The following is a 25,368-nucleotide window of genomic DNA, read 5'->3' on the forward strand; positions in this document are numbered from 1 at the left end:
GGAGTCTACCGACCGATATACTCGCAGTCTTGCTCCGGTTTTTCAGGGGTTGCTGTGCGAAAACGCCTGTCAGGTTCATAGGCGATTTCGCAGAGTTTCCCTTTAGGCGCCTTATGGAAAACGTGACGAACGTAGTATGTTCGGTGCTGAATCGTTTTTCCCGAAGACGGCTACCACCAGCAATACCAACGAAGAGTCACGGGTCAGAGGCACCCCCGGAATGATAGAGCTCGAACAAGAAGATCCGATCCCGCAAGGCGACCTGGCCCTGCAAATCACTGCGCTTCCTCGCGAAACCAACGGCTTCGGCGATATTTTCGGCGGCTGGCTGGTGGCGCAGATGGATTTGGCGGGCACCGCTATGGCCAGCAAGGTCGCTGGCGGACGCGTTGCCACCGTCGCGATCGACCGCATGGCCTTTCTGGTTCCGGTGGCGGTGGGCGCGCAGCTCTCCTTTTATACCCAGGCCCTGGAAATCGGCCGCAGCTCGATCAAGATGATGGTCGAGGTCTGGAGCGACGATCCGCTGTCCAGCGAGTGGCGTAAAGTAACCGAAGCGGTGTTTGTATTCGTTGCCATCGATGGCAGCGGTCGCACCCGTTCGGTTCCGCCTCGGGCTCGCTGAAAGAGCTTCTAAACCTGGTAGCCGTTTTGCGGTCGATAGTCGTCCACGTTACTGATCGAGAGCTGTCCCATGAGCACGCCCAATGTTGAAGCTGTAAAACTGGATGAACTGAACTGCTGGCGCATCCGCCACGGTCAGGCCGAATTACTGGTGGCCCAGCAAGGCGCGCACATCCTCAGCTATCAATTGGCCGGCCAGCCGCCGCTGATCTGGCTCAACGACGAAGCTGTGTTCAAGACAGGCAAAAGCATCCGTGCCGGCGTGCCGGTGTGCTGGCCGTGGTTCGGCAACTTTGCGCGCAACCCGCAAAACGTGCAGGCGATGCGCACCAGCAATGAAGCACCGTCGGCTCACGGCTTCGTGCGCGCGATGGATTGGGAACTGGGCGGCATCGAAGCCGAAGGCGAAAGCCTGAAGGTCGAATTCCTCCTGCCCTACCCCGAAGGCGGCTTTCCCGGCTGGCCGCACCAGGTGGATTTGACGCTGAGCATTCGCCTCGACGAGCAATTGCACATCCATCTGACCAGCCACAACCGGGGTTCCGAAACCGTCAGCATCAGCCAGGCGTTACACAGCTACTTTGCCGTCAGTGATGTGCGCGACGTGCATGTCGAAGGCCTGGACGGCCTCAACTACATCGAAACCCTGGACAACTGGAAAACCGTCACCCAGACCGGTGATCTGCGTTTTACAGGTGAGACCGATCGCATCTACCTGGACGTCCCGCCGCAGTTGAGCATCGTCGATCCGGCCTGGGAGCGCCGCATCGAACTGACCAGCACCGGCTCGCGCACCGCGGTGATCTGGAACCCGTGGATCGACCGCGCCGCCGCGTTCAGTGACATGGCCGACGACGGCTGGCAGCGCATGCTGTGCATCGAGACGGCGAACGTGATGGGCGATGTGGTGAACCTGGCGCCGGGTGCCAGCCATACGCTTGGCGTGAGCGTCGGTAGCCAGCCGCTCTAATCAGCGCCATAACCCCCTGTAGGAGCGAGCTTGCTCGCGAAAAACGTGAGGACAACGCGTATCCAGATAACACGCGTTATCGTTAGCCTCCATCGCGAGCAAGCTCGCTCCTACAGGGGTTTGGTGCAGTTGTTACAGATCCGACTCTTCCACCACCCGCACCTTCTGCGCATCCAGCGCATACGCCGCATCGGCCAGGTCATTGCTGACCTTCTCGACTTTCAGCGTGCCGGTGACCCACAGCGGCGTGTAGATATCGTTCAGCTTCAGGCCCTTTGGATAGCGCACCAGCACCAGCTGGTTGGGCGGCGGAGGTGGCACATGGATGCACGCGCCCGGGTACGGCACCAGGAAGAACAGCGTACTGCGGCCCTTGGCATCGGACTCCAGCGGCACCGGATAACCACCGATGCGGATGTTCTTGTCGTTCATCGACGCAACGGTCTTGGTCGAGTACATCACCGCCGGCAAGCCTTTGGCCTGCTTCATCCCACCTTTGTCGGTGAAAGTGCCAATGGCTTCAGGGGAGTTGTGGTCGATTTCAGGCATGGCCTCGAGGGCCTTCTGGTCCGACTTGGGCATCAATTCAAGCCAGTCGGTTTCCGGCAGTTCGCCGGCATGGGCAAGGCCCGAACCCAGTAAAACAAGAGTCAACAAAAGACCGCGCATGAAGGTGCTCGCCAAAGGGAAGAACAGGAAACGCCGAGCATTCTAGCCCTCCCGGCTTGTGCCGCCGAGAGGACTTTGTCGCTTGGTTCAGTTCTTTTTGACCAGGCCGTAGATCACCAGCAGGATGACCGCGCCAACCAACGCACCGATAAAGCCTGCACCTTGGCCAGCCTGATAAATGCCCAGAGCCTGGCCGCCATAAGTCGCCGCCAGCGAACCGCCAATACCGAGCAGGATGGTCATGATCCAACCCATGCTGTCATCACCCGGTTTCAGAAACCGCGCCAGCAGGCCGACGATCAAGCCGATAAAGATGGTTCCGATAATTCCCATGGCATTTCCCTCTGATTGATACAGGACACCCAGCCAAAGCCTAGTCAGACTTCAGCATCCTGCCATGAGAGAACGGCGGTCCCTGAATGGTTCCGCCGCTGCCACATGAAACTATTCGGCGATCAGCGCTTCGACCTTGAGGATCTGCGCAGTCAGCGTTTCGCGATCCGCACAACGCAGGTTGGCGTGACCGACCTTGCGGCCGACCTTGAAGGCCTTGCCATAGTGATGCAGATGGCAATCGGCGATAGCCAAGACCTTCTCGGTGTCCGGCACTTTGCCGATGAAGTTGAGCATCGCGCTTTCGCCGACCTTGGCCGTCGAACCCAACGGCAGACCGGCGACGGCCCGCAGGTGGTTTTCGAACTGGCTGCACTCAGCGCCCTCGGTGGTCCAGTGCCCGGAGTTGTGCACGCGCGGAGCGATTTCGTTGGCCTTGAGGCCACCGTCGACTTCGAAGAACTCGAACGCCATCACGCCGACGTAATCCAGTTGCTTGAGCACACGGCTGGAGTAGTCTTCGGCCAGGGCTTGCAACGGGTGATCGGTGCTGGCCACGGACAGCTTGAGGATGCCGCTGTCATGGGTGTTGTGCACCAGCGGATAGAAGCGGGTTTCACCGTCACGGGCGCGCACGGCGATCAGCGAGACTTCACCGGTGAACGGCACGAAGCCTTCCAGCAGACAGGCCACGCTGCCCAGTTCGGCGAAGGTGCCAACCACATCTTCAGGGGTGCGCAGGACTTTCTGGCCCTTGCCGTCGTAACCCAAAGTACGGGTTTTCAGCACCGCCGGCAGACCGATGGAAGCCACGGCGGCGTCCAGGTCGGCCTGGGACTGGATGTCGGCGAACGCCGGGGTAGGAATCCCCAGATCCTTGAACATGCTCTTCTCGAACCAGCGATCGCGGGCGATGCGCAGGGCTTCGGCGCTCGGGTAGACCGGGACGAATTGCGAAAGGAAAGCCACGGTCTCGGCCGGAACGCTTTCGAACTCGAAGGTCACCAGATCGACTTCATCGGCCAGCTGACGCAGGTGATCCTGATCGCCGTAATCGGCTCGCAGGTGTTCGCCCAACGCGGCTGCGCAGGCATCCGGCGCAGGGTCCAGAAAAGCGAAGTTCATGCCCAGCGGAGTGCCCGCCAGCGCCAACATGCGACCCAGTTGGCCGCCACCGATTACACCGATCTTCATCGTCAACAACCTCAGGCGATGCGTGGGTCTGGATTGTCCAGGACGCTGTCTGTCTGCTCAGCACGGAAAGTTTTCAGCACCGCGTGGAACTGCGGGTGCTTGGCGCCCAGGATACTCGCCGACAACAGCGCTGCGTTGATCGCACCCGCCTTGCCGATGGCCAGAGTGGCAACCGGAATGCCTGCTGGCATCTGCACAATGGAGAGCAGCGAATCAACGCCCGAAAGCATGGCGGACTGCACGGGTACGCCCAACACCGGCAAGTGGGTCTTGGCCGCACACATGCCTGGCAAGTGAGCCGCGCCACCGGCACCGGCGATGATCACCTCGATGCCCCGTGCTTCGGCCTCTTCGGCGTACTGAAACAGCAGGTCCGGGGTGCGGTGGGCAGAAACCACTTTCACCTCGTAGGGGATGCCGAGCTTTTCCAGCATATCGGCGGTGTGGCTAAGGGTGGACCAATCGGACTTGGAGCCCATGATCACGCCAACCAGTGCACTCATCGTCGTGCCTCTTCTCTCTGGGCGCCCGCAGGCGCATCAAAAAACAACAAGCCACGCAGAATGCGTGGCTTGATTGTACGAATTATGGCCGGTCGTAACCGGCCGAAGGCCGCGCAGTATACCTCAATGAGGCAGATAAACAGCCCCTGTTGCGACCATCTGTCATGCCATCGAGAAATCCATGCTTCTTGACTATCAAGTCAAGCATTAGATTCCGGCATGTCACGAAGTGCTTGATTTATTACTTCAATGAATTTCGCGACTTTTATCATCATTAGTTGCCGGATTATTGAGATTATAAATATTAAAAAACAAACTATAAGTGGTTAAAAATCTGTGAAAAATTTAGCCTCAAACGGTAGGAAACTTTAAATTAAATAGGGAGTTCAACAGATATGAAAAAAACCATCACCATAATGGTCATCATTCACAGCGACCTACAGGGTTATCAAAAAAACAAATTATACGCCGATTATTTTGCGTGGCTTAAAACCGAACTCGAACTCATCTCGGGACGTGAAGTCCTGATTTTAATGTACCACCATGACGAAGCTCCAAATCTGGCCGGATATAACTACAGGAATGAGAATAATGCGGCCGCATTGCAAGGCTGGAGAGATCTGTTACACGACTTGTATTCAAAAATTTTATACAGGGACCGTGATGAAGCGAATCTCACCAAGTTTCTCTTGCTGACCCGAGACAACATCAACGAACAGCTCGGCGGCGTTCTCGGGTGGACAGGCGGATTTGCCATGATCGAAGGTCATTGCGCAATCGCGTCGATCGGCTCTTACCGAACGCCCGCACATGAAATAGGCCATATGTTTGGCGCGACCCACGAAGACAGTGAAGTTGTCTATGACGGCTGGTGGCACGACACAATCATGCTTGTCGATGAGTTTTCTCTTGCTCGTGGAAACGTTTACCGCTTCAGCGACAAGAACAGGAAAAATATTCGCGAATATCTAAATCGCTTTTCATAAGTTCAGTCTGCCGTGCGGTAGTTACCACAAACAGTCTCATGAAGCCGAGCCGGCCGCCCCACCCTCCAACTTGCGCCACAACAATCGCACGTTGGCCTTGCGCACCAGCGCACAGCGGTACAGACGAATCTCCAGCGGCACATGCCACTGCGGCCCGCCGCAGACCACCAGTTCACCGCGCGCCAGTTCGGCGCGCACACTCAGTTGCGGCACCCAGGCGATGCCCAGGCCCTCCAGGGCCATGCTTTTCAGGCTGTCGGCCATGGCGGTTTCGTAGATCGTGGTGAAGCGCAGCGCTCGTTGACGCAGCAGCAAGTTCACCGAACGCCCGAGAAAGGCCCCGGCGCTGTACGCCAGCAACGGCACGCTGCCTTCGCCTTCCAGATCGAACAGTGGTTTGCCATTGGCGTCGGCGGCACACACCGGCAGCATCTCGGTGTGGCCAAGGTGCAGCGAGGGGAAGATTTCCGGGTCCATCTGCATCGCGGCGTCCGGGTCGTAGAACGCCAGCATCAGATCGCAACCGCCTTCGCGCAACGCATGCACGGCGTCGCCGACGTTGGTTGCCACCAGCCGCGTGGCGATGTTCAAGCCTTCGTTGCGCAATTGCGCGATCCAGCGCGGAAAGAAACCAAGCGCCAGGGAATGCGCCGCCGCGACCTGCATCACTTCGCCCTGCCCACCTTCCAGGTGATGCAGATGGCGCAGCACTTCGCCCAGTTGCTCGACCACGGTGCGCGCGGTAACCAGAAACAATTGCCCTGCTGCCGTCAGTTCCACCGGCGTTCGGGAACGGTTGACCAGAGTCAGACCGAGCGCGGCCTCAAGGCTACGGATTCGCCGACTGAATGCCGGTTGCGTCACGAAACGCCGCTCGGCTGCCTGAGAGAAACTGCGGGTGGCGGCCAGGGCACTAAAGTCCTCCAGCCATTTGCTTTCCAGATTCATCACGCCCTCCCGGAGATGCACCAATTTAGGTCATACGCCTGCCGACAACACGGCGTCACACGGGCATTATGCCGAATGTGCATAGGCTAGTGTTTAACAGCATTGGCCCAAAATTCTGCACAAGCCTAGCATTCACAGCGTTCCGGCACAGACCGGGTCCATATTGAGATGATTTCTATCATGTCCTCCGCTGCATCATTCCGCACAGAAAACGACCTGCTTGGCGCTCTCGAAGTACCCGCTCAAGCGTATTACGGTATCCAGACCCTGCGAGCGGTGAATAACTTCCGCCTCTCGGGCGTTCCGATTTCGCACTACCCGAAACTGGTTGTCGGCCTGGCCATGGTCAAACAGGCCGCCGCTGACGCCAACCGTGAACTGGGTCACCTGAGCGAAGCCAAGCACGCTGCCATCAGCGAAGCCTGTGCACGTTTGATCCGCGGCGACTTCCACGAAGAGTTCGTGGTGGACATGATTCAAGGCGGCGCTGGCACTTCGACCAACATGAATGCCAACGAAGTCATCGCCAACATCGCACTGGAGGCCATGGGTCACCAGAAAGGCGAATACCAGTACCTGCACCCGAACGACGACGTGAACATGGCGCAGTCGACCAACGACGCGTATCCAACGGCGATCCGTCTGGGTCTGTTGCTGGGTCACGACGCCCTGCTCGCCAGCCTCGACAGCCTGATTCAGGCATTCGCAGCCAAGGGTGAAGAATTCAACCACGTCCTGAAGATGGGTCGTACCCAACTGCAAGACGCCGTGCCGATGACCCTGGGTCAGGAATTCCGTGCGTTCGCCACCACTATGGGCGAAGACCTGGCCCGTCTGAAGACGCTGGCCCCGGAACTGCTGACTGAAGTGAACCTGGGCGGCACCGCGATCGGTACCGGTATCAACGCCGACCCGCGTTATCAGGCTCTGGCTGTTCAGCGCCTGGCAGTGATCAGCGGTCAACCGCTGGTACCGGCCGCCGACCTGATCGAAGCCACTTCCGACATGGGCGCCTTCGTGCTGTTCTCCGGCATGCTCAAGCGTACCGCGGTCAAGCTGTCGAAGATTTGCAACGACCTGCGCCTGCTGTCCAGCGGCCCACGTACCGGCATCAACGAGATCAACCTGCCGGCACGTCAGCCAGGCAGTTCGATCATGCCAGGCAAGGTCAACCCGGTTATTCCGGAAGCGGTCAACCAGGTGGCGTTCCAGATCATCGGTAACGACCTGGCGCTGACCATCGCGGCCGAAGGCGGCCAGTTGCAACTGAACGTGATGGAGCCGCTGATCGCCTTCAAGATCTTCGACTCGATCCGCCTGCTGCAACGCGCCATGGACATGCTGCGCGAGCACTGCATCGTCGGCATCACCGCCAACGAAGCACGCTGCCGTGAACTGGTCGAGCACTCGATCGGCCTGGTCACTGCGCTGAACCCGTACATCGGCTACAAAAATGCCACCCGCATCGCCGCCCTCGCCCTTGAAAGCGGCCGCGGCGTGCTGGAACTGGTGCGTGAAGAAGGTCTGCTCGACGAAGCCATGCTCGCCGACATCCTGCGCCCGGAAAACATGATTGCTCCGCGACTGGTGCCTCTGAAGGCATAACCCGACGCGTTATTTGTAGCACCGCTCACCAGGTCGAGGGACTAGACACCTCTCACCTTTTGAGGGCCTGGAGATCAATCTCCAGGCCCTTTTTTTTAACTGTTTTGTAGGAGCGAGCTTGCTCGCGAAAGATGTTTAACGATAACGCGTAAACCTGATGGCCAACGGCGCCCTTGAGTTTTTCGCGAGCGAGCTCGCTCCTACAGGAGCCCGACGCCGGTAACGTCAGGTGTTTCAAAGGTTTCGCGATACGACACGTACCACAACCATGCAGACGGACGGCACCGTCATCGGTATAGTGCCGCCCCTCTTCGTGTGAGCGGTCGTCGGTAGCGAGGCCTCAACCCATGCGAAACCCGAACTAATAACAAACCCGCGATATGAAACCGGGACGAACGTTGACCCGCCTGTTGTGCCGTGCGCCAGCGGGTGTAACTCGATGTGTTTACCCGGCCAGCATTTGCCTACACAAAAAACAGCGAGGAATAATCCATGCTCGAAGTCATTAACGACTTCCTCTCAGGGAAAGTACTGATCGTGCTCATTGTCGGGCTCGGTAGCTACTTCACGATCCGCTCGCGTTTCGTTCAACTGCGTCATTTCTTCCACATGTTCGCGGTGTTCCGCGACAGCCTCAAAAGCAGCGCCGGGCAACTCAGTTCGTTCCAGGCCCTGATGCTCAGCCTCGCCGGCCGCGTCGGTGCGGGCAACATCGCCGGCGTCGGCATTGCCGTGACCCTCGGTGGCCCCGGTGCCGTGTTCTGGATGTGGGTGACCGCGCTGGTCGGCATGTCCAGCAGCTTCTTCGAATGTTCCCTCGGCCAGCTCTACAAACGCTGCGATTCCGAAGGCCAGTTCCGTGGCGGTCCGTCCTATTACATCCAGCACGGTCTGCAAAAACGCTGGCTGGGCATGCTGATGGCGTTCTTGCTGCTGGTGACGTTCGGCTTCGCCTTCAACGGCCTGCAAGCCCACGCTGTGACGCACTCGTTGAACAACGCGTTCGGCCTCGACACCACCTACACCGGCATCGGCCTTGCCGTGCTGCTGGGCCTGGTGTTCATCGGCGGGATCAAGCGCATCGCCAAGGTCGCCGACCTGTTGGTACCGGTGAAAACCCTGGTGTACATCGGCGTGACCCTCTACGTGATCGTGCTGCAGTTCGACCATGTGCCGGGCATGCTGATGACCATCATCAAGAGCGCCTTCGGTCTGGACCAGGCCTTCGGTGGCCTGATTGGCAGCGCCATTGTCATGGGCGTGAAGCGTGGCGTGTTCGCCAACGAAGCCGGCCTGGGCAGTGCGCCGAACGTGGCGGCAGTTGCGGCGGTCGAGCACCCGGTGGCACAAGGTGTGGTCCAGGCGTTCAGCGTGTTCCTCGATACCTTCGTGATCTGTACCTGCACCGCACTGCTGATCCTGCTTTCCGGCTTCTACACCCCGGGCTTCGAAGGCGACGGCATTGCCCTGACCCAGAACTCGTTGGCCGCCGTGGTCGGTGACTGGGGCCGGATGTTCATCTCCGTGGCCCTGGCGTTGTTCGTGTTCACCTCGATCCTCTACAACTACTACCTTGGCGAGAGCAACCTGCGCTTTTTGATCGGTGAAAACCGCAAGGCGCTGATTGGCTATCGCGCGCTGGTACTGGTGCTGATTTTCTGGGGCGCCATCGAAAACCTCGGCACCGTATTTGCCTTCGCCGACATCACCATGACTATGCTCGCGTTCGTCAACCTGATCGCGCTGTTCCTGCTGTTCAAGGTCGGCATGCGCATCCTGCGTGACTACGATGATCAGCGCGCCGCTGGCATCAAGACGCCGGTGTTCGACTCGGCCAAGTTCCCGGACCTGGACCTGGACCGCCAGGCGTGGCCGGCCAATCCGCCAGCCGCTCAGGCTGAAGCGACGCTAAAGGCCGCGACCGCAGCGCAACACTGATCGGTTAAAGTGCGGAAATCCCATGTGGGAGCGAGCCTGCTCGCGAATGCGGACTGACATTCAATATTGATGTCGACTGACACACCGCTATCGCGAGCAGGCTCGCTCCCACAAGGAAGTCATCGATTTCGGAGATTCCCATGAATTCCTCGACCTACCCTGCCGCCCAGCACGTGATGGTGCTCTATACCGGCGGCACCATCGGCATGCAGGCCAGCGCCCACGGCCTGGCCCCGGCGTCCGGTTTCGAAGCGCGGATGCGTGAGTATCTGCACAGCCAGCCTGAGCTGGTGGTGCCGCAATGGCGCTTTCGCGAAATGTCGCCGCTGATCGACAGCGCCAACATGACCCCGGCGTATTGGCAACAACTGCGCGAAGCGGTGGTCGACGCGGTGGATGTTCAGGGCTGCGACAGCGTGCTGATCCTGCATGGCACCGACACTCTGGCCTACAGCGCCGCCGCCATGAGTTTCCAGTTGCTCGGCCTGCATGCCCGCGTGTGCTTCACCGGCTCGATGCTGCCGGCCGGCGTCACCGACAGCGACGCCTGGGAAAACCTCGGCGGCGCGCTGGTTGCACTGGGCCAGGGCATCGCGCCGGGCGTGCATCTGTATTTCCATGGCGAACTGCTTGACCCAACCCGTTGCGCGAAGGTACGCAGTTTTGGCCGGCATCCGTTCAAGCGCCTGGAGCGTCAGGGCGGTGGCGTGAAGGTGCCTTCTTTACCAACACAGCTGAATTACAACCAGCCCAAACAATTGGCGAACGTCGCGGTACTGCCGCTGTTCCCCGGCATCAGCGCCGAGGTGCTGGATGGTTTGCTCGACAGTGGCATTCAAGGCCTGGTGCTGGAGTGCTACGGCAGCGGCACCGGCCCGAGCGACAACCCCGGGTTTCTCGCCAGCCTTGGGCGCGCGCGGGACAACGGCGTGGTCGTGGTCGCGGTGACGCAGTGCCATGAAGGCGGTGTTGTACTGGACGTCTATGAAGCCGGCAGTCGCTTGCGCGGTGTGGGCGTGTTGTCCGGTGGCGGCATGACCCGTGAAGCGGCGTTCGGCAAGTTGCATGGGTTGTTGGGGGCGGGGCTTGAGACAGAAGAAGTTCGTCGACTTGTCGAACTCGACTTGTGCGGCGAGCTGAGCTGAATCAACACATAACCCTGTGGGAGCGGGCTTGCTCGCTCCCACATTAAGATCCTCACCCGGCATACAACTTGCTGCGTTCCAGCCATCCCAAGGCTGGAAGTCCTCATGCTCCACTCCCACCTCACCACGCTCAACGCAGTCTCCCTGGTACTCGATGCCTTCAAGGCACAAGGCTTGTCCAGCGAAGCGCTGCTGGCCGGCAGCGGCATAAGTGCGGCGGATCTGAACCGTGCCGACACGTGCATCACCACCAATCAGGAAATGCAGGTCTGTGCCAACGCCGTTGCCCTCAAACGTGACATCGGCCTGGAACTGGGCCGGCGGATGCACGTTTCCTGCTACGGCATGCTCGGTTACGCCCTGCTCACCAGTGCCACCTTCGGTGACGCTTTGCGTCTGGCGATGCGCTATCCGGCGCTGCTGGGAACACTTTTCGAGTTGAGCCTTGAAGACGATGGCGAGCGCATCTGGTTCGCCGCCGCCGATTACCGCGAGAGCCCGGCCATGGCGGTGTTCAACGCCGAATTCTGCCTGGTGTCGCTGAAAGTCACCTGCGACGACCTGCTCGGCCATCCCCTGCCCTTGCTCGGCGCCCGCTTTGAACACGCCGCCCCCGACTACGAAGCGACCTACGCCGAACACTTCAATTGCCCGGTGCACTTCGGCGCCCGCAACAATGCTTTTGCCTTCGACAAACGCTGGCTCGACCAGCCACTGCCGCTGGCCGATATCATCACCCACCAGGCCATGGCCGAACGCTGCCGCAAACAGAACATCGAGTTCACCGGACGCCAGGCCTGGCTGGGACGCATCCGCCAATTGCTCAGCGCGCAATTGAATGCGGCGCCGGGGTTGGAGGGGCTGGCCGAGCAAATGAACTGTTCGGCGCGGACCTTGCGCCGGCATCTCAAGGACATGGGTTGCAGCTATCAGGAACTGCTCGACGAACTGCGCTTCGAGCAGGCCAAGCAAATGCTGTGCGAGGATCAGTTGCCGATCTATCAGATCGCCGAGGCCCTGGGCTTCAGCGAAACTGCGAGTTTTCGGCATGCGTTTGTGCGCTGGAGCGGTGTGGCGCCGAGTCAGTTCCGGCCACAACACAGGCCTTTGTAGGAGCTGGCTTGCCAGCGAAGAGGCCAGCACATCCGACGCATCTCTATCGGCTGAAATACCGCCTTCACTGGCAAGCCAGCTCCTACAGGGTGTGTATCCCATACACTGAACAGGGGCGAATTTCGGTCAAATGTTTTGGCCACATTAATCCCCTTTTGGCCTTTCCTGCCGTTCTCCTAAACCGCCTGCACCGCAAGACTGTGTTCAACCGAATCAGCCTGCGGAGAACAAGAAATGCTGACGATCTACTCGGATGATCACCACCTGCACCACGGCCGTTGTGAATTGATCGATGGCCAACTCAAGCCCTGCTTCGAAATGCCTTCCCGTGCCGACCACGTGCTGCAACGGGTGAAAAACCAGAACCTGGGCCCCGTCCAGGCACCGACGGATTTCGGCCTGGAGCCCATCGCGCGCATCCACAGCCGCGACTATCTGGATTTCTTCAAGGGCGCCTGGGCACGCTGGACCGAATTCAACACTGACGGTGACCTGCTGCCCTACACCTGGCCGGCCCGCACGTTACGCCAGGTCAAACCGACCAGCCTGCACGGCCAGCTCGGCTATTACAGCTTCGACGGCGGCGCCCCGATCACCGCCGGCACCTGGCAAGCGGCGTACAGCGCAGCGCAAGTCGCGCTCACCGCCCAAGCGGAAATCCAGCGCGGCGCCCGCTCTGCTTTCGCCCTGTGCCGTCCGCCGGGCCACCACGCCGCCGGCGACTTGATGGGTGGTTATTGCTACCTCAACAACGCCGCCATCGCCGCCCAGGCCTTCCTCGATCAGGGCCACAAGAAGGTCGCGATCCTCGACGTCGATTACCACCATGGCAACGGCACCCAGTCGATTTTCTACAAGCGCAGCGACGTGCTGTTCACATCGATTCACGGTCATCCGGAAGCCGAATTTCCGTTCTTCCTCGGTTATGACGATGAACTGGGCGAAGGCGCCGGTGAAGGTTTCAACTTCAACTACCCGTTGCCCGCCGGTTCAGGCTGGGACACCTGGAGCGCTGCGCTGGAACAGGCCTGCAAGGAGATCGAAAGCTACGGCGCCGACATCGTCGTCGTATCCCTGGGCGTCGATACCTTCAAGGACGATCCGATCTCGCAATTCAAGCTCGACAGCCCGGATTACCTGGCCATGGGCAAGCGCATCGCCAACCTCGGCGTACCGACGCTGTTCGTGATGGAAGGTGGTTATGCCGTCGAAGAAATCGGCATCAACGCCGTGAACGTTCTCGAAGGTTTTGAAAGCGCTTGTTGAGGAAGTAGAAGAATGAAAAGTCTTAAGCGTTTTATCGTGCCGACGCTGTGTGCCTCGGTACTCAGCGTTGCCGCCCACGCCGAAGAGCGAACATTGCGCGTCTACAACTGGTTCGACTACATCACGCCCAAGGCCCTGGAAGACTTCAAGGCGCAGAACACCCAGACCAAACTGGTCTACGACATCTTCGACACCAACGAAGCGCTGGAGGCCAAGCTGCTGACCGGCAACTCAGGCTATGACGTGGTGGTGCCGTCCAACGTGTTCCTCGCCAAGCAGATCGAAGCCGGCGTGTTCCAGCCGCTGGATCGCAGCAAGTTGCCGAACTGGAACCACCTCGATCCCAAGCTGATGAAGCTGATCGGGGCCAACGACCCGGGCAACAAGTTCGCCGTGCCGTACATGTACGGCACCATCCTGATCGGCTTCAACCCGGACAAGATCAAGGCCGTGCTCGGCGACAATGCACCGGTGGACAGCTGGGACCTGATCTTCAAGGAAGAGAACATCAGCAAGCTCAAGCAGTGCGGTGTCGCCCTGCTCGACTCGCCGTCGGAGATCCTGCCGCTGGCCCTGCAACACCTCGGTCTGGACCCCAACAGCAAGAAGCCTGCGGACTATGACAAGGCTGAAGCGCTGCTGATGAAGATCCGCCCGTACATCACCTACTTCCACTCGTCCAAGTACATGGCCGATATCGCCAACGGTGACATCTGCGTTGCGGTCGGATATTCCGGCAGCTTCTCGCAAGCCGCCAACCGCGCCAAAGAAGCCAGGAACGGGGTGGTCGTCGACATGCGTTTGCCGAAGGAAGGCGCGCCGATCTGGTTCGACATGCTGGCGATTCCGAAGGGTGCGAAAAACCCCGACGACGCTTACACCTTCGTCAACTACCTGCTGCAACCCCAGGTGATCGCGCCGGTCAGTGACTTCGTCGGCTACCCGAACCCGAACAAGGACGCCACGGAAATGGTCGACCCGGCGATCCGCAATAACCCGAACCTGTACCCGACCGACACGGCGATGAGCACGCTCTACACCCTGCAACCGCTGCCCCGCGATGCCGAACGTGCGCGGACCCGGGCCTGGACCAAGATCAAGTCCGGCACCTGATACCCGCTTCGCTCCCGCCGTCACCAGGACCTGCGCTCGCGCAGGTCTGTTTTTGCCTGCGGCACATCAGCGACCCGACGCGCTCGTTTCAAAGACAACGCCAGACCGTCCGTAGCCGCTCCAACGCAGCTTCGATAGCCTTTTCCGGCACTGCTGCAAACCCCAGAACCAACCCGGCACGCTGATCCATCGGGATCGTGGACTCGGGCAGCCAATAGCCACTCAAGCCATTGATCTCGACATCGACGCTACGTGCCAATTCAATCAATGCCTGTTCTCGCTCAATGCTGTCGACCGGCACTGTCATGTGCAACCCGGCGGCGACCGTGGGCAACTGGCCGACACCGGGAATGCCCCCCGGCCAGCCGCTGAGCAACGCATTACGCCGGCTCAGCGCCGCACGCCGCATGCGGCGGATATGCCGCTGGAAATGCCCGGCCGCCATGAACTCGGCCATTACGGCCTGGGTACTGACCTCGGAATGCCGTACGTCCACCGCCCGACGCTGGGCAAATGCCTGTACCAGCCCCGTCGGCAACACCAGGTAACCCAGGCGCAACGCCGGAAACGCCACTTTGCCGAACGTGCCGACGTAGAGCACCCGGCCATGCCGATCCAGTGCTGCCAAAGGTGCCAGTGGCGCACCGCTGTAGCGGTACTCGCCGTCGTAATCATCCTCGACGATCCAGCCCTGCGTGCGTTCGGCCCAGGCCAGCAACTCCAGACGACGAGCCAGGCTCATCACCACCCCGGTGGGGTACTGATGGGACGGGGTGACGTAGGTCAGACGGCAATCGCCCAGCTGTGCCAATTCACCGCAGTCGATACCCTCACTATCCACCGCCACCCCATGCAGCCGGGCACCTGCAACGGCGAATGCATGACCGGCCGCCCGATATCCCGGATTTTCAATCGCCACCCCGTCACCGGGCTCCACCAGCAGCTGTGCACAAAGGCTGATTCCCTGCTGTGCGCCACTGGTGATCACAATTTGTTCAGCCGTGCACTGCATGCCCCGCGAGCTGCGTAGATACGCCGCGATCATCCCCCGCAAGCGCGCATCGCCTGCCGGGTCGCCGTAGCACAGTTGCTGCAAATCCGGTTTGCGCCAGAAAGCCGCATTCAGCTTGGCCCAGACCTCGAACGGAAACAGATCGAACGCCGGAACACCGACCCGAAAAGCCCTGGGCGGACCACTGGGCGGCATGGGTAAATGGTTCTTTTCAACGCGGGACAAGGCGTCCCTGTGGGTAACTTTGCTGGATGAATCCACAGGTAAATCAAACCAACTTGTGGATAAAGCTGTGGGTAAGCCTGTTGAAAACCCTGTGGATACTTTTGTGGATAGTTTTTTTGCCGGCAAGGTTGCCTGGGGTAATTGCGCGACGTAAGTCCCGTCGCCTACCCGCCCCTCAATAAACCCTTCAGCGTAAAGCTGATCGTAGGCGCGCACGACGCTGTTGCGGGAAATCGCCAGCGCGGCAGCCAGATCCCGACTGGCCGGCAGACGCGTGCCGCTGGCCAGTCGCCCGTCGAGCACCCGCATCCGTAATGCCTGATAGAGCTGCCGACTCAGCCCCTGGCGACGATCAAGCTCGATACCTGCCGGGTTGAAGGTCAAGGACAGTGGTTCGCTAGTCATCACAATGGACCTATGAAATTGGTCATTAATGGCTCTTACAACAGACCAATAGCCTGCCTAGGATGCAGACATTCGCCAAGGAAAATATCTCCATGTACACGCCACGTGCTTTTGCCATCGACGAGTTGTCCCAACTGCATGAACTGATCCTCGCCACCCGTCTCGCCATATTGGTGACCCACGGTGAAAGCGGCCTGCAAGCCAGCCATGTACCGCTGCTGCTGCATTGCGAACAAGGTTCGAACGGTACGTTGTACGGGCATCTGGCCAAAGCCAATCCACAGTGGAAAGACCTGCGCGACGGCGCCGAAGCCCTGCTGATTTTTGCCGGTGCCGACGCCTACGTCAGCCCTGGCTTCTACCCGAGCAAGGCCGAACACGGCAAAGTCGTGCCAACCTGGAACTACGTCGCCGTACACGCCTATGGCCGAGCCGAAACCTTCAGCGATGGAGGGCGGCTGCTCGACATCGTCAGCACCCTCACCGATCGTCATGAAGCTGGCCGCGCCCAACCGTGGTCAGTGGCCGATGCCCCCGCCGATTACATCGACGGCATGCTCAAGGCCATCGTCGGTTTCGCCATTCCCATCGACCGCCTGGAAGGCAAGCGCAAGCTCAGCCAGAACCGCAGCCCCGCCGACATCGCCGGCGTGCGCGAAGGCCTGGCCGCCAGCCCCGACGTCAACGACCAAACCCTCGCCCAATTGATGCGCTAAGGAAATCACCATGAGTCAGATCGACATTCGCCAGGTCACCGCCGGTGATTACGCGGCCTGGTTGCCGCTGTGGCAAGCCTACTTGCGCTTCTACAACACCGAATTGCCGGAGGCCGTCACTCAAAGCACCTGGCAGCGCATGCTCGATACGAACGAGCCAACCCACGCCGCCCTCGCCTGGGCTGATGGCAAAGCGGTGGGCATGGTGCATTTCATCTACCATCGTTCGAACTGGGCCATCGAAAACGCCTGCTACCTGCAAGACTTGCTGGTGGCCCCGGAAACCCGCGGCACCGGCGTCGGCCGGCAACTGATCGAATTCGTCTACACCACGGCCAAGGCCGACGGCTGCAACAAGGTCCACTGGCTGACCCACGAAACCAACGCCACCGCGATCCAGCTCTACGAGCGCATCGCCGAACGCCCCGGTTTCATCCAGTTTCGCAAAGCCATCTAGGAGAACAGCATGTCGATTTCACTCGCCGACTGGAAAGGCGTCCCGGCACCCACCGCTCAACTGATCGAAGGGCGTTACATCCGCCTGGAAAAACTCGACCCGGCGCGCCACGGCGACGGCCTGTACAAAGTCCTGCAAGGCCCCGGCGCCGACCCGAAGCTGTGGGACTACCTGCCTTACGGCCCCTTCCCGGAGCGCAGCGTCTTCAACGACTGGCTGAACAACCATGCGGCCAACAGCGACCCGTATTTCTTCAGTGTGATCGACCGCGCCAGCGGCGAGGTCCAGGGCATCCTCAGCCTGATGTCCATCGTCCCGGCCCAGGGCCGCATCGAAATCGGCCACGTCACCTTCGGCGCGCCGATGCAGCGCTCGCCGAAAAGCACCGAGGCGGTTTACCTGCTGGCCAAGGAATCCTTTGCCCTGGGTTACCGTCGCCTGGAGTGGAAGTGCAATAACGCCAACGCCCGCTCCAAATACGCAGCCGAACGACTGGGCTTCAGTTTTGAGGGTGTGTTCCGCCAGCACATGGTGGTCAAGGGGCAGAACCGGGATACGGCGTGGTATTCGATTCTGGACTCGGAATGGCCAGCGATCGGGGCGGGGTTTGAGCGGTGGCTATCCGATGAGAACCAGACGGATTCGGGGCAGGTGAAAACGTTGGCGGAGTGCCGCACCTGATTCGGTAGCGCCTGGACGGACGCTATCGCGAGCAAGCTTTGCTCCTACGGGATATGGGCCGGACACACGATCTGTGGACGCCACCAAACCTGTAGGAGCATGGCTTGCCCCGCGATGCTTTTAGGCGAGTTTCTGGGCAAGCACCGCAATATGCTCCGGCCCGATCCCGCAGCAACCGCCCAAATGACTGGCGCCGCGTTCTTTCCAATCCGCCGCCCACTGCAAGTAACCCGGCGGATCAAGGTCTTCACGCAACGGGTCCAGACCGTCATTGGCCGTGGCCTCTTTCGGTTGCGGCGGGAAGGCATTGGCATAAGCGCCGATGTGAATCTTCACCCCTAAACGCTCGAAGGTTTCCCGCGCGGCATCAATCGCAGCACCGATTACTTCCGGCTGGCTGCAGTTGAACAGCAACGTTTCGACGCCCAACTCAGCCGCCACGGCGGCGGCTTCAGCCACCGGCTCGCCCGAACGCAAGCGCGGCACTTCGTCCGTGTCCTCATCCTTCAGGGTAAACGACAGCCAGAACGGCTTGCCGTCCGTTGGCAGACCGGCGTGGATCGCTCGCGCTTCAACGATCGAACTCTGGGTTTCTGCCAGCCACAGATCGACATGAGGTGCCAGCCCCTTCACCAGCGGCGCCAACAATTCAGTCGCCCGACCAGCATCAAAAAGGTCCGGGCGATAGGACCCAAACAGCGGCGGCAATGAACCGGCCACACGCACCGCTTTGCCCGAAGCCTCTACCGCGCGCCGAGCCAGCTCACCGGCCAACGCCGCGAGCGCCTGCCCTTCTGCTGCAAAACGCTCTTCGCCAATGTGAAACGGCACCACCGCGTAACTGTTGCTGGTGATCACGTTCGCACCGCTTTCGATATAAGCCGAGTGCACCGCCTCTACCGCTTGCGGCGCTTCGCTCAAGGCCAGCGCCGACCACTCAGGCTGCCGGAACGGCGCGCCTCGGCGCTGTAACTCACGACCCATGCCGCCATCCAGAATCACTGTGCTTGCTGCGCCCATATGCCTTTCACTCATAAGCTTATGAAAATAACTCACTATCGGAGTCGTTCTTATAACTATTTAATACGCACCATCCGGTTAATGACAACCTCTTTTTTATCAGGAATCGACTGTGAAATTCCAACCACTCCTGGCCCTGGGCCTGACGATTCTGGCTGCCTCCACCCAAGCCTTTGGCGGCGCCACGCTGGATCGCGTCGAGCAAAAAAAAGAACTGGTGGGCGTGTTGATGGAAAGCTATCCACCCTTCTCGTTCCTCAATGATCAGAACCAGCTCGATGGCTTCGACGTCGACGTGGCCAAGGCCGTGGCAGACAAACTGGGCGTCAAACTGCGCCTCGAAACCCCGTCCTGGGACGTGATCGCTGCCGGCCGCTGGAGTGGGCGCTACGACATCTGCATCTGCTCCATGACCCCGAGCAAGGCCCGCGCCGAGGTCTTCGACTTCCCGGTCGAGTACTACGCCTCGCCAGCGGTGATCGTGGTCAACGCCAAGGACGACAGCATCCACAGCGCCAAGGACCTGAGCGGCAAGAAAGTCGGCCTCACCAGCGCCTCCAGCTATGAAAGCTACCTGAACAAAAACCTGGTGATCGAAGGCGCCGAAGACACCCAATTGCAGTACCCGTTCGAGGACGTGCAGATCGCCCCGTATGACACTGACAACGTGGCGTTCCAGGACCTCGGCCTGGGCGCTGGCGTGCGACTGGACGCGATCCTCACCAACCTTGTCACCGCCCAACCGCGCCTGACCGAAGACAAGCGCTTCAAGCTCGCCGGCGAGCCGCTGTACTCGGAGCCGAACTCGGTGGCCATTGAAAAAGGCGACGCCCAGTGGGACGCCAAAGTGCGTGACGTCTTCGCTCAGCTGAAACAGGACGGCACTCTGAGCAAGCTTTCGCAGAAATGGATCGGCGCCGACATCAGCAAATGACTTCTTTCCCCAAACCTCCTCAGCCGCCACAACCGGTGGCTGAGTCGCTGTTGCAACGGATCTTCGGTTTCCGCACGCGGCTGTTCCTGACCTGGGCAGCGATGTTCGGGTTATTCGCCAGCTTCTTCCTGAGCTTCGACCTGAAGTTCTCGATCATCCTCGACAAACTGCCGAACCTGATCGGTCTGCACCTGGCACCCAACGGCTTTTTGCAGGGAGCGGCGCTGACGTTGTTCTTGTGCCTGTGCTCGATCGTGACCTCCTCGCTGCTGGGCTTCATCACCGCCCTGGCGCGGCTGTCGAAAAGCGCCGTGGCCTTCGGAATCGCGAGCTTCTATGCCTCGTTCTTTCGTGGCACACCGCTACTGATCCAGATCCTGCTGATCTACCTCGGCCTGCCACAACTCGGCATCGTCCCGGGCGCCATCGCCGCCGGCATCATCGCCCTGTCGCTGAACTACGGCGCGTACCTGAGCGAAATCTTCCGCGCCGGCATCCTCGGCGTCCCCCACGGCCAGCGCGAAGCATCCCTGGCCCTGGGCATGCGCGAAACCGTGATCTTCTGGCGAGTCACCTTGCCCCAGGCCATGCGCACCATCATCCCGCCAACCACCAACCAATTCATCTCGATGCTCAAAGACTCGTCGCTGATCTCGGTGATGGGGGTTTGGGAGGTGATGTTTCTGGCGCAATCGTATGGGCGCTCGAGCTATCGCTACATCGAGATGCTGACGACCGCAGCGGTGATTTATTGGGTGATGTCGATTGGATTGGAGCTGGTTCAGGCAAGGATGGAGCGTCACTACGGGAAGGCGTATTTGCATAACCGATGAGTTCACTTGATGCGTGGTGACGCCATAAAAACGACTCGGCTAACAACGCGAAAAAAAAGGGGAGCACATGCCCCCCCGAGGTTTAAAGCGTTGTTATCGCGGCTGTTAACTCAGCCTTCGATCTCGATCAGGATCTCGCCCGGGTTCACCCGGTCGCCCTTGGCCACATGAATGGCGGTGACTTTACCGGCGATGGCCGCCTGGACTTCGGTTTCCATCTTCATCGCTTCGGTGATCAACACGGCCTGGCCTGCCTTGACGGTGTCGCCCTCCTTGACCAGCACGTCGACGATGTTGCCCGGCATGGTGGTGCTGACGTGGCCCGGAGCAGAGGCTTGCTTGCGCTTGCTGCCACCACCACCGACGAATTCGTTGAGCGGCTCGAACACCACTTCTTCCGGCATGCCGTCGATGGACAGGTAGAAGTGACGCTTGCCTTCAGACTTGACGCCAACACCGGTGATGTCGACGCGGTAGGTTTCGCCGTGAACGTCGATGACGAACTCGGTTGGCACGCCTTCCCCACCAACAGAGGCGACGCCACCGGCTTCAGGAATCGGCAGCAACACTTCCGGTGTCAGGGTGCCCGCAGCACGCTCTTCGAGGAACTTGCGACCGATGTCCGGGAACATGGCGAAGGTCAGCACGTCTTCTTCAGACTTGGCCAGTGCGCCGATGTCGGCACGCAGTTTGGCCATTTCCGGCTTGAGCAGATCGGCCGGGCGAACGTCGATCACTTCTTCGCTGCCGATGGCCTGGCGACGCAGTTGTTCGTTCACGGTACCCGGCGCCTTGCCGTAGCCGCCTTGCAGGTACAGCTTCACTTCGTTGGTGATGGTCTTGTAGCGCTCGCCGGCCAGTACGTTGAAGAACGCCTGGGTGCCGACGATCTGCGAAGTCGGGGTCACCAGCGGCGGGAAGCCGAGGTCTTCACGAACCCGCGGGATTTCGGCCAGCACTTCACTCATGCGATTGAGTGCGCCCTGCTCTTTCAACTGGTTGGCCAGGTTGGAAATCATCCCGCCCGGTACCTGGTTGACTTGAACACGGGTGTCGACGGCGGTGAATTCGCTTTCGAACTGGTGGTACTTCTTGCGTACGGCGTAGAAGTACAGGCCGATTTCTTGCAGCAGTTCCAGATTCAGGCCGGTGTCGAACTCACTGCCTTTAAGGGCTGCGACCATCGACTCGGTGCCCGGGTGGCTGGTGCCCCAGGCGAAGCTGGAGATTGCGGTGTCGATGTGGTCGGCGCCGTTTTCGATCGCCTTGAGCTGGCACATCGCAGCCAGGCCAGCGGTGTCGTGGGAGTGAATGAACACTGGCAGCGACTGCTCGGCTTTCAATGCCCGGACCAGTTCGCCGGTGGCGTACGGGGTCAGCAGGCCGGCCATGTCCTTGATCGCCACCGAGTCGCAACCCATGGCTTCCATTTGCTTGGCCTGGTTCACGAAGGCCTCGATGGTGTGCACCGGGCTGGTGGTGTAGGCGATGGTGCCCTGGGCGTGTTTGCCGGCGGCTTTCACCGCTTCGATGGCCACGCGCAGGTTACGCACATCGTTCATGGCGTCGAAGATGCGGAACACGTCGATGCCGTTGACCGCGGCCTTGGCGACGAAGGCCTTGACCACGTCGTCGCTGTAGTGGCGGTAGCCCAGCAGGTTCTGGCCGCGCAGCAGCATTTGCAGGCGAGTGTTAGGCAGCGCGGCGCGCAGTTGGCGCAGACGCTCCCACGGGTCTTCTTTCAGGAAACGTACGCAGGCGTCGAACGTCGCGCCACCCCAGCATTCCAGCGACCAGTAGCCGACTTTGTCGAGCTTGTCGCAGATCGGCAGCATGTCTTCGGTGCGCATGCGGGTCGCCAGCAGCGATTGGTGAGCGTCGCGCAGGATGGTGTCGGTTACATGAATCTTCTTGCTCATTGTTCTATTCCTCACAGGCCTGCGTGGGCGGCGATGGCGGCGGCGATGGCCAGGGCCAGCTCTTCGGGTTTGCGCTTGATCGAGTAGTTGGTCAGTTCAGGGTGGCTTTCAACGAAGCTGGTGTTGAACTGGCCGCTACGGAATTCCGGGTTACGCAGGATTTCCTGGTAGTACGCGGCGGTGGTCTTGACCCCTTGCAGACGCATGTCGTCCAGGGCGCGCAAGCCGCGGTCCATCGCCTCTTCCCAGGTCAGCGCCCACACCACCAGTTTCAGGCACATCGAGTCGTAGTACGGCGGGATGGTGTAGCCGGTGTAGATCGCCGTGTCGGTGCGCACGCCAGGGCCGCCGGGAGCATAGTAACGGGTGATCTTGCCGAAGCTCGGCAGGAAGTTGTTCTTCGGATCTTCGGCGTTGATCCGGAATTGCAGGGCGAAACCGCGGTGCTGGATGTCTTCCTGTTTCACCGAAAGCGGCAGGCCGGAGGCAATGCGAATCTGCTCACGGACAATGTCGATACCGGTGATTTCTTCGGTGATGGTGTGTTCCACCTGCACCCGGGTGTTCATCTCCATGAAGTACACCTCGCCCTCGGCGAGCAGGAACTCCACGGTGCCGGCGTTCTCGTATCCCACGGCCTTGGCTGCGCGCACCGACAGGTCGCCGATGTAGGCGCGCTGTTCCGGGGTCAGTTGCGGGCTCGGGGCGATCTCGATCAGCTTCTGGTTGCGGCGCTGGATCGAGCAGTCACGCTCGAACAGGTGCACCACGTTGCCGAAGCTGTCGCCAAGAATCTGCGCTTCGATGTGTTTCGGATTGACGATGCATTTTTCCAGGAACACTTCCGCCGAACCAAACGCCTTGGTGGCTTCGGAAATGACCCGTGGGAAAGCCTGTTCGAGTTCTTCGCGGCTGTTGCAGCGACGAATGCCGCGACCGCCACCACCGGACGTGGCCTTGAGCATCACCGGGTAACCGATGCGATCGCCTTCGGTCAGGGCTTCTTCGATGCCCGACACGTTGCCTTCAGTGCCCGGGGTCACCGGTACGCCGGCCTTGATCATGCTGCGGCGAGCTTCGGTCTTGTCGCCCATGCGGCGAATGACTTCAGCCGATGGGCCGATGAATTTGATCCCGCGTTCGGCGCAGATTTCCGCCAGCTCGGCGTTTTCCGAAAGGAAGCCATAGCCGGGGTGCAGTGCATCGCAACCGGTTTCTACAGCCAGGTTCACCAGCTTGCGCGGGTTCAGGTAACCGGCCAGTGGCTCGGCACCAATGCTATGGGCCTCGTCCGCACGCTTCACATGCAAGGCATGGCGGTCGGCGTCGGAATAGATCGCGACCGAACGAATGCCCATCTCGGCGCAGGCACGTACGATTCGTACGGCAATCTCACCACGGTTGGCGATCAGGATCTTTGTTATCACTTGGAGGTTCCCTTGAGCCGGTGTACCCACGACCTGCTAGATCAGGCCGACGAGTGACCAAATGTTTCAATTTGGTCGCAGGTCCACACTAGCGCCCACAAGGGATTAACAAAAATGAATAAAAATTGGGTCGTGCATAAGTAAAGACTTATAGTTGATGCACCAGCCAGCGACGAGAGCAACGATAAAATGCGTAAGTCATTGATGCGTATGACTTTGCGGCAATTGCAGATCTTCAACGAGGTCTGTGATTTGCGCTCCTACAGCCGCGCAGCCGACGAAATGTCGCTCACACAACCTGCCGTCAGCCTGCAGATTCGTCAACTTGAAGAGCTGATTGGCCAGCCTTTGTTCGATTACGTCGGCAAAAAACTCTACATGACCGAGGCAGCTGAAGCGTTACAGCGGGCCAGCCGGGATATTTTCGGACGCCTGGAAAACCTCGACATGCAGCTGTCGGACATGCAGGGCTCGTTGCAGGGGCAATTGAAGCTGGCGATTGAGTCCAGCGCCAAATATTTCGTGCCGCACTTGTTTGCCGCATTCAAACGCCAGCACCCGGAAGTGAACCTGCAACTGACGGTGGTCAATCGCGGCCAGGTGATCCGGCGCCTGTCGGACAACCGCGACGACCTGGTGATCATGTCCATGGTGCCGCAGGACATGGGCCTGGAATTCCTGCCGTTCCTGAACAACCCGATCGTCGCCGTGGCGCCACCGGATCACCCGCTGTGTCATATGGGGCCGCTGCGCTTGCAGGATCTCGAGCCCTACACACTGCTGCTGCGTGAGCCAGGCTCCGGGACGCGGCTTGCGTGCGAAGAATACTTCAAAGAGAAGCGCGTGCACTTCAACCAGACTCAGGAAGTCTCGTCTGCCGAAGCTCAGCGCGAATGTGTACTGGCAGGCCTGGGCGTTGCGCTGTTGACGCGCCACGCCCTGAGCCTTGAACTGGCAACCGGCGGGCTGATCGAGCTACCGGTCGAAGAGCTGCCACTGTTTCGCAGTTGGTGCCTGGTGCAGGCCAAGGCGAAACGCCTGTCACCGGTGGCTCACGCCTTCCTGGCGTTTATCCGTAGTGAGCGGATTCAAATCAGCGCACTGGCTGAGCGTTTCGACGGGAAGTCGAGGCAGATGCCTGCCAGAAATTGAGTTCCAACTCCGGAAAATCGCCGATTTCGGCCAGAAGCTGACGGCGTTCGCAGCGATCTTCGATGGCGCGACGGAATTCCATGCGGCGCTGATCTTCTTGCTGGCGACGGGTTCTGACAGCGCTGTTGCGTTCTTCGTAGGGCATGGCCATTTCGAGTCTCCCAAGGCGAGTACGGGAGT

The 25,368-nt window shown here is 60.0% G+C and carries 25 protein-coding genes; 15 read left to right on the forward strand and 10 right to left on the reverse strand.

The window, feature by feature from the left end; all coding sequences use genetic code 11:
• The first annotated feature begins 220 nt into the window (after nucleotides 1-220).
• Complete coding sequence (locus tag KGA83_RS07270) at nucleotides 221-625, forward strand: acyl-CoA thioesterase (protein WP_007942704.1); 405 nt, start codon at nucleotides 221-223, stop codon at nucleotides 623-625.
• A 69-nt stretch (nucleotides 626-694) separates the two neighbouring features.
• Nucleotides 695-1,594, forward strand: a complete 900-nt coding sequence (locus KGA83_RS07275; protein ID WP_223529277.1) for a D-hexose-6-phosphate mutarotase — start codon at nucleotides 695-697, stop codon at nucleotides 1,592-1,594.
• 132 nt (nucleotides 1,595-1,726) lie between these two features.
• Here KGA83_RS07275 and KGA83_RS07280 read toward each other — a convergent pair whose 3' ends face one another.
• The 4 genes from KGA83_RS07280 to purE all read right to left on the reverse strand — a co-directional run bounded on the left by KGA83_RS07280 (nucleotide 1,727) and on the right by purE (nucleotide 4,293).
• Complete coding sequence (locus KGA83_RS07280; protein ID WP_223529279.1) at nucleotides 1,727-2,263, reverse strand: DUF3299 domain-containing protein; 537 nt, start codon at nucleotides 2,261-2,263, stop codon at nucleotides 1,727-1,729.
• 87 nt (nucleotides 2,264-2,350) lie between these two features.
• On the reverse strand, nucleotides 2,351-2,596 hold the full coding sequence (locus tag KGA83_RS07285) for a GlsB/YeaQ/YmgE family stress response membrane protein (RefSeq protein WP_008018299.1): 246 nt from the start codon (nucleotides 2,594-2,596) through the stop codon (nucleotides 2,351-2,353).
• A 111-nt stretch (nucleotides 2,597-2,707) separates the two neighbouring features.
• A complete protein-coding gene (locus KGA83_RS07290) occupies nucleotides 2,708-3,790 on the reverse strand; it encodes a 5-(carboxyamino)imidazole ribonucleotide synthase (protein ID WP_108218858.1) in 1,083 nt (360 codons plus the stop codon).
• 11 nt (nucleotides 3,791-3,801) lie between these two features.
• On the reverse strand, nucleotides 3,802-4,293 hold the full coding sequence (gene purE / locus KGA83_RS07295) for a 5-(carboxyamino)imidazole ribonucleotide mutase (protein WP_046038893.1): 492 nt from the start codon (nucleotides 4,291-4,293) through the stop codon (nucleotides 3,802-3,804).
• 395 nt (nucleotides 4,294-4,688) lie between these two features.
• Here purE and KGA83_RS07300 point away from each other — a divergent pair, with 395 nt between their 5' ends.
• Entirely contained in the window at nucleotides 4,689-5,279 is a 591-nt protein-coding gene (locus tag KGA83_RS07300) for a reprolysin-like metallopeptidase (protein ID WP_223529281.1), read from the forward strand.
• 36 nt (nucleotides 5,280-5,315) lie between these two features.
• On the opposite strand, the gene KGA83_RS07305 is transcribed toward KGA83_RS07300, so the two are convergent.
• Nucleotides 5,316-6,227, reverse strand: a complete 912-nt coding sequence (locus KGA83_RS07305; RefSeq protein ID WP_108218856.1) for a LysR substrate-binding domain-containing protein — start codon at nucleotides 6,225-6,227, stop codon at nucleotides 5,316-5,318.
• A 180-nt stretch (nucleotides 6,228-6,407) separates the two neighbouring features.
• Here KGA83_RS07305 and KGA83_RS07310 point away from each other — a divergent pair, with 180 nt between their 5' ends.
• The 6 genes from KGA83_RS07310 to KGA83_RS07335 all read left to right on the forward strand — a co-directional run bounded on the left by KGA83_RS07310 (nucleotide 6,408) and on the right by KGA83_RS07335 (nucleotide 14,407).
• On the forward strand, nucleotides 6,408-7,832 hold the full coding sequence (locus KGA83_RS07310; protein WP_108218855.1) for an aspartate ammonia-lyase: 1,425 nt from the start codon (nucleotides 6,408-6,410) through the stop codon (nucleotides 7,830-7,832).
• Between the two features lie 492 nt (nucleotides 7,833-8,324).
• On the forward strand, nucleotides 8,325-9,770 hold the full coding sequence (locus KGA83_RS07315; RefSeq protein ID WP_108218854.1) for an alanine/glycine:cation symporter family protein: 1,446 nt from the start codon (nucleotides 8,325-8,327) through the stop codon (nucleotides 9,768-9,770).
• A 140-nt stretch (nucleotides 9,771-9,910) separates the two neighbouring features.
• Nucleotides 9,911-10,915 (forward strand): asparaginase, encoded by a 1,005-nt coding sequence (locus tag KGA83_RS07320; RefSeq protein WP_223529283.1) that lies wholly within the window; start codon nucleotides 9,911-9,913, stop codon nucleotides 10,913-10,915.
• A gap of 105 nt (nucleotides 10,916-11,020) precedes the next feature.
• Entirely contained in the window at nucleotides 11,021-12,028 is a 1,008-nt protein-coding gene (locus KGA83_RS07325) for an AraC family transcriptional regulator (RefSeq protein WP_223529285.1), read from the forward strand.
• A 234-nt stretch (nucleotides 12,029-12,262) separates the two neighbouring features.
• Complete coding sequence (locus tag KGA83_RS07330) at nucleotides 12,263-13,294, forward strand: histone deacetylase family protein (RefSeq protein WP_108218851.1); 1,032 nt, start codon at nucleotides 12,263-12,265, stop codon at nucleotides 13,292-13,294.
• Between the two features lie 12 nt (nucleotides 13,295-13,306).
• Entirely contained in the window at nucleotides 13,307-14,407 is a 1,101-nt protein-coding gene (locus KGA83_RS07335) for a polyamine ABC transporter substrate-binding protein (protein WP_223529287.1), read from the forward strand.
• Nucleotides 14,408-14,495: 88 nt separating this feature from the next.
• On the opposite strand, the gene KGA83_RS07340 is transcribed toward KGA83_RS07335, so the two are convergent.
• Nucleotides 14,496-16,049: a PLP-dependent aminotransferase family protein gene (locus KGA83_RS07340; protein ID WP_223529289.1), complete on the reverse strand. Its 1,554-nt coding sequence runs from the start codon at nucleotides 16,047-16,049 to the stop codon at nucleotides 14,496-14,498.
• A gap of 92 nt (nucleotides 16,050-16,141) precedes the next feature.
• On the opposite strand from KGA83_RS07340, the gene KGA83_RS07345 reads away from it, so the two are divergent.
• Genes KGA83_RS07345 through KGA83_RS07355 form a run of 3 tightly spaced genes read left to right on the forward strand, consistent with a single transcriptional unit; the run spans nucleotide 16,142 to nucleotide 17,903 of the window.
• Nucleotides 16,142-16,765, forward strand: coding sequence for an FMN-binding negative transcriptional regulator (locus tag KGA83_RS07345; RefSeq protein ID WP_223529291.1), 624 nt, complete (start codon nucleotides 16,142-16,144; stop codon nucleotides 16,763-16,765).
• A 10-nt stretch (nucleotides 16,766-16,775) separates the two neighbouring features.
• The gene (locus KGA83_RS07350) at nucleotides 16,776-17,222 is read left to right on the forward strand and encodes a GNAT family N-acetyltransferase (protein WP_108218847.1); all 447 of its coding nucleotides are present in this window, start codon (nucleotides 16,776-16,778) and stop codon (nucleotides 17,220-17,222) included.
• Nucleotides 17,223-17,231: 9 nt separating this feature from the next.
• A complete protein-coding gene (locus KGA83_RS07355; protein ID WP_108218846.1) occupies nucleotides 17,232-17,903 on the forward strand; it encodes a GNAT family N-acetyltransferase in 672 nt (223 codons plus the stop codon).
• A 120-nt stretch (nucleotides 17,904-18,023) separates the two neighbouring features.
• Here the strand turns inward: KGA83_RS07355 and KGA83_RS07360 are convergent, their stop codons facing one another.
• Nucleotides 18,024-18,923, reverse strand: a complete 900-nt coding sequence (locus tag KGA83_RS07360; RefSeq protein WP_108218845.1) for a homocysteine S-methyltransferase family protein — start codon at nucleotides 18,921-18,923, stop codon at nucleotides 18,024-18,026.
• Between the two features lie 112 nt (nucleotides 18,924-19,035).
• Here KGA83_RS07360 and KGA83_RS07365 point away from each other — a divergent pair, with 112 nt between their 5' ends.
• Nucleotides 19,036-19,857: an ABC transporter substrate-binding protein gene (locus KGA83_RS07365; RefSeq protein ID WP_108218844.1), complete on the forward strand. Its 822-nt coding sequence runs from the start codon at nucleotides 19,036-19,038 to the stop codon at nucleotides 19,855-19,857.
• Complete coding sequence (locus KGA83_RS07370) at nucleotides 19,854-20,690, forward strand: amino acid ABC transporter permease (protein ID WP_223529294.1); 837 nt, start codon at nucleotides 19,854-19,856, stop codon at nucleotides 20,688-20,690. The genes KGA83_RS07365 and KGA83_RS07370 overlap by 4 nt, the downstream gene beginning before the upstream one ends.
• A gap of 110 nt (nucleotides 20,691-20,800) precedes the next feature.
• Here KGA83_RS07370 and oadA read toward each other — a convergent pair whose 3' ends face one another.
• Both oadA and KGA83_RS07380 read right to left on the reverse strand, forming a co-directional pair.
• Nucleotides 20,801-22,609: a sodium-extruding oxaloacetate decarboxylase subunit alpha gene (oadA, locus tag KGA83_RS07375; RefSeq protein WP_108218842.1), complete on the reverse strand. Its 1,809-nt coding sequence runs from the start codon at nucleotides 22,607-22,609 to the stop codon at nucleotides 20,801-20,803.
• 11 nt (nucleotides 22,610-22,620) lie between these two features.
• Complete coding sequence (locus KGA83_RS07380; RefSeq protein WP_046038868.1) at nucleotides 22,621-24,036, reverse strand: acetyl-CoA carboxylase biotin carboxylase subunit; 1,416 nt, start codon at nucleotides 24,034-24,036, stop codon at nucleotides 22,621-22,623.
• Between the two features lie 189 nt (nucleotides 24,037-24,225).
• Between KGA83_RS07380 and KGA83_RS07385 the strand changes: the two genes are divergently transcribed.
• Entirely contained in the window at nucleotides 24,226-25,188 is a 963-nt protein-coding gene (locus KGA83_RS07385) for a LysR family transcriptional regulator (protein ID WP_108218841.1), read from the forward strand.
• On the opposite strand, the gene KGA83_RS07390 is transcribed toward KGA83_RS07385, so the two are convergent.
• A complete protein-coding gene (locus KGA83_RS07390) occupies nucleotides 25,130-25,339 on the reverse strand; it encodes a PA3496 family putative envelope integrity protein (RefSeq protein ID WP_108218840.1) in 210 nt (69 codons plus the stop codon). The genes KGA83_RS07385 and KGA83_RS07390 overlap by 59 nt on opposite strands.
• Between the last annotated feature and the right edge of the window lie 29 nt (nucleotides 25,340-25,368).

The organism is Pseudomonas sp. GL-R-19, from assembly GCF_019956375.1.
In the GTDB taxonomy this organism is placed as follows: Bacteria; Pseudomonadota; Gammaproteobacteria; order Pseudomonadales; family Pseudomonadaceae; genus Aquipseudomonas.

Bases quoted from the DNA above. Each gene is read 5' to 3' on its own strand.
- KGA83_RS07270 (WP_007942704.1), top strand. From the start codon at position 221: ATGATAGAGCTCGAACAAGAAGATCCGATCCCGCAAGGCGACCTGGCC.
- KGA83_RS07275 (WP_223529277.1), top strand. From the start codon at position 695: ATGAGCACGCCCAATGTTGAAGCTGTAAAACTGGATGAACTGAACTGC.
- KGA83_RS07280 (WP_223529279.1), bottom strand. From the start codon at position 2,263: ATGCGCGGTCTTTTGTTGACTCTTGTTTTACTGGGTTCGGGCCTTGCC.
- KGA83_RS07285 (WP_008018299.1), bottom strand. From the start codon at position 2,596: ATGGGAATTATCGGAACCATCTTTATCGGCTTGATCGTCGGCCTGCTG.
- KGA83_RS07290 (WP_108218858.1), bottom strand. From the start codon at position 3,790: ATGAAGATCGGTGTAATCGGTGGCGGCCAACTGGGTCGCATGTTGGCG.
- purE (WP_046038893.1), bottom strand. From the start codon at position 4,293: ATGAGTGCACTGGTTGGCGTGATCATGGGCTCCAAGTCCGATTGGTCC.
- KGA83_RS07300 (WP_223529281.1), top strand. From the start codon at position 4,689: ATGAAAAAAACCATCACCATAATGGTCATCATTCACAGCGACCTACAG.
- KGA83_RS07305 (WP_108218856.1), bottom strand. From the start codon at position 6,227: ATGAATCTGGAAAGCAAATGGCTGGAGGACTTTAGTGCCCTGGCCGCC.
- KGA83_RS07310 (WP_108218855.1), top strand. From the start codon at position 6,408: ATGTCCTCCGCTGCATCATTCCGCACAGAAAACGACCTGCTTGGCGCT.
- KGA83_RS07315 (WP_108218854.1), top strand. From the start codon at position 8,325: ATGCTCGAAGTCATTAACGACTTCCTCTCAGGGAAAGTACTGATCGTG.
- KGA83_RS07320 (WP_223529283.1), top strand. From the start codon at position 9,911: ATGAATTCCTCGACCTACCCTGCCGCCCAGCACGTGATGGTGCTCTAT.
- KGA83_RS07325 (WP_223529285.1), top strand. From the start codon at position 11,021: ATGCTCCACTCCCACCTCACCACGCTCAACGCAGTCTCCCTGGTACTC.
- KGA83_RS07330 (WP_108218851.1), top strand. From the start codon at position 12,263: ATGCTGACGATCTACTCGGATGATCACCACCTGCACCACGGCCGTTGT.
- KGA83_RS07335 (WP_223529287.1), top strand. From the start codon at position 13,307: ATGAAAAGTCTTAAGCGTTTTATCGTGCCGACGCTGTGTGCCTCGGTA.
- KGA83_RS07340 (WP_223529289.1), bottom strand. From the start codon at position 16,049: ATGACTAGCGAACCACTGTCCTTGACCTTCAACCCGGCAGGTATCGAG.
- KGA83_RS07345 (WP_223529291.1), top strand. From the start codon at position 16,142: ATGTACACGCCACGTGCTTTTGCCATCGACGAGTTGTCCCAACTGCAT.
- KGA83_RS07350 (WP_108218847.1), top strand. From the start codon at position 16,776: ATGAGTCAGATCGACATTCGCCAGGTCACCGCCGGTGATTACGCGGCC.
- KGA83_RS07355 (WP_108218846.1), top strand. From the start codon at position 17,232: ATGTCGATTTCACTCGCCGACTGGAAAGGCGTCCCGGCACCCACCGCT.
- KGA83_RS07360 (WP_108218845.1), bottom strand. From the start codon at position 18,923: ATGGGCGCAGCAAGCACAGTGATTCTGGATGGCGGCATGGGTCGTGAG.
- KGA83_RS07370 (WP_223529294.1), top strand. From the start codon at position 19,854: ATGACTTCTTTCCCCAAACCTCCTCAGCCGCCACAACCGGTGGCTGAG.
- oadA (WP_108218842.1), bottom strand. From the start codon at position 22,609: ATGAGCAAGAAGATTCATGTAACCGACACCATCCTGCGCGACGCTCAC.
- KGA83_RS07385 (WP_108218841.1), top strand. From the start codon at position 24,226: ATGCGTAAGTCATTGATGCGTATGACTTTGCGGCAATTGCAGATCTTC.
- KGA83_RS07390 (WP_108218840.1), bottom strand. From the start codon at position 25,339: ATGGCCATGCCCTACGAAGAACGCAACAGCGCTGTCAGAACCCGTCGC.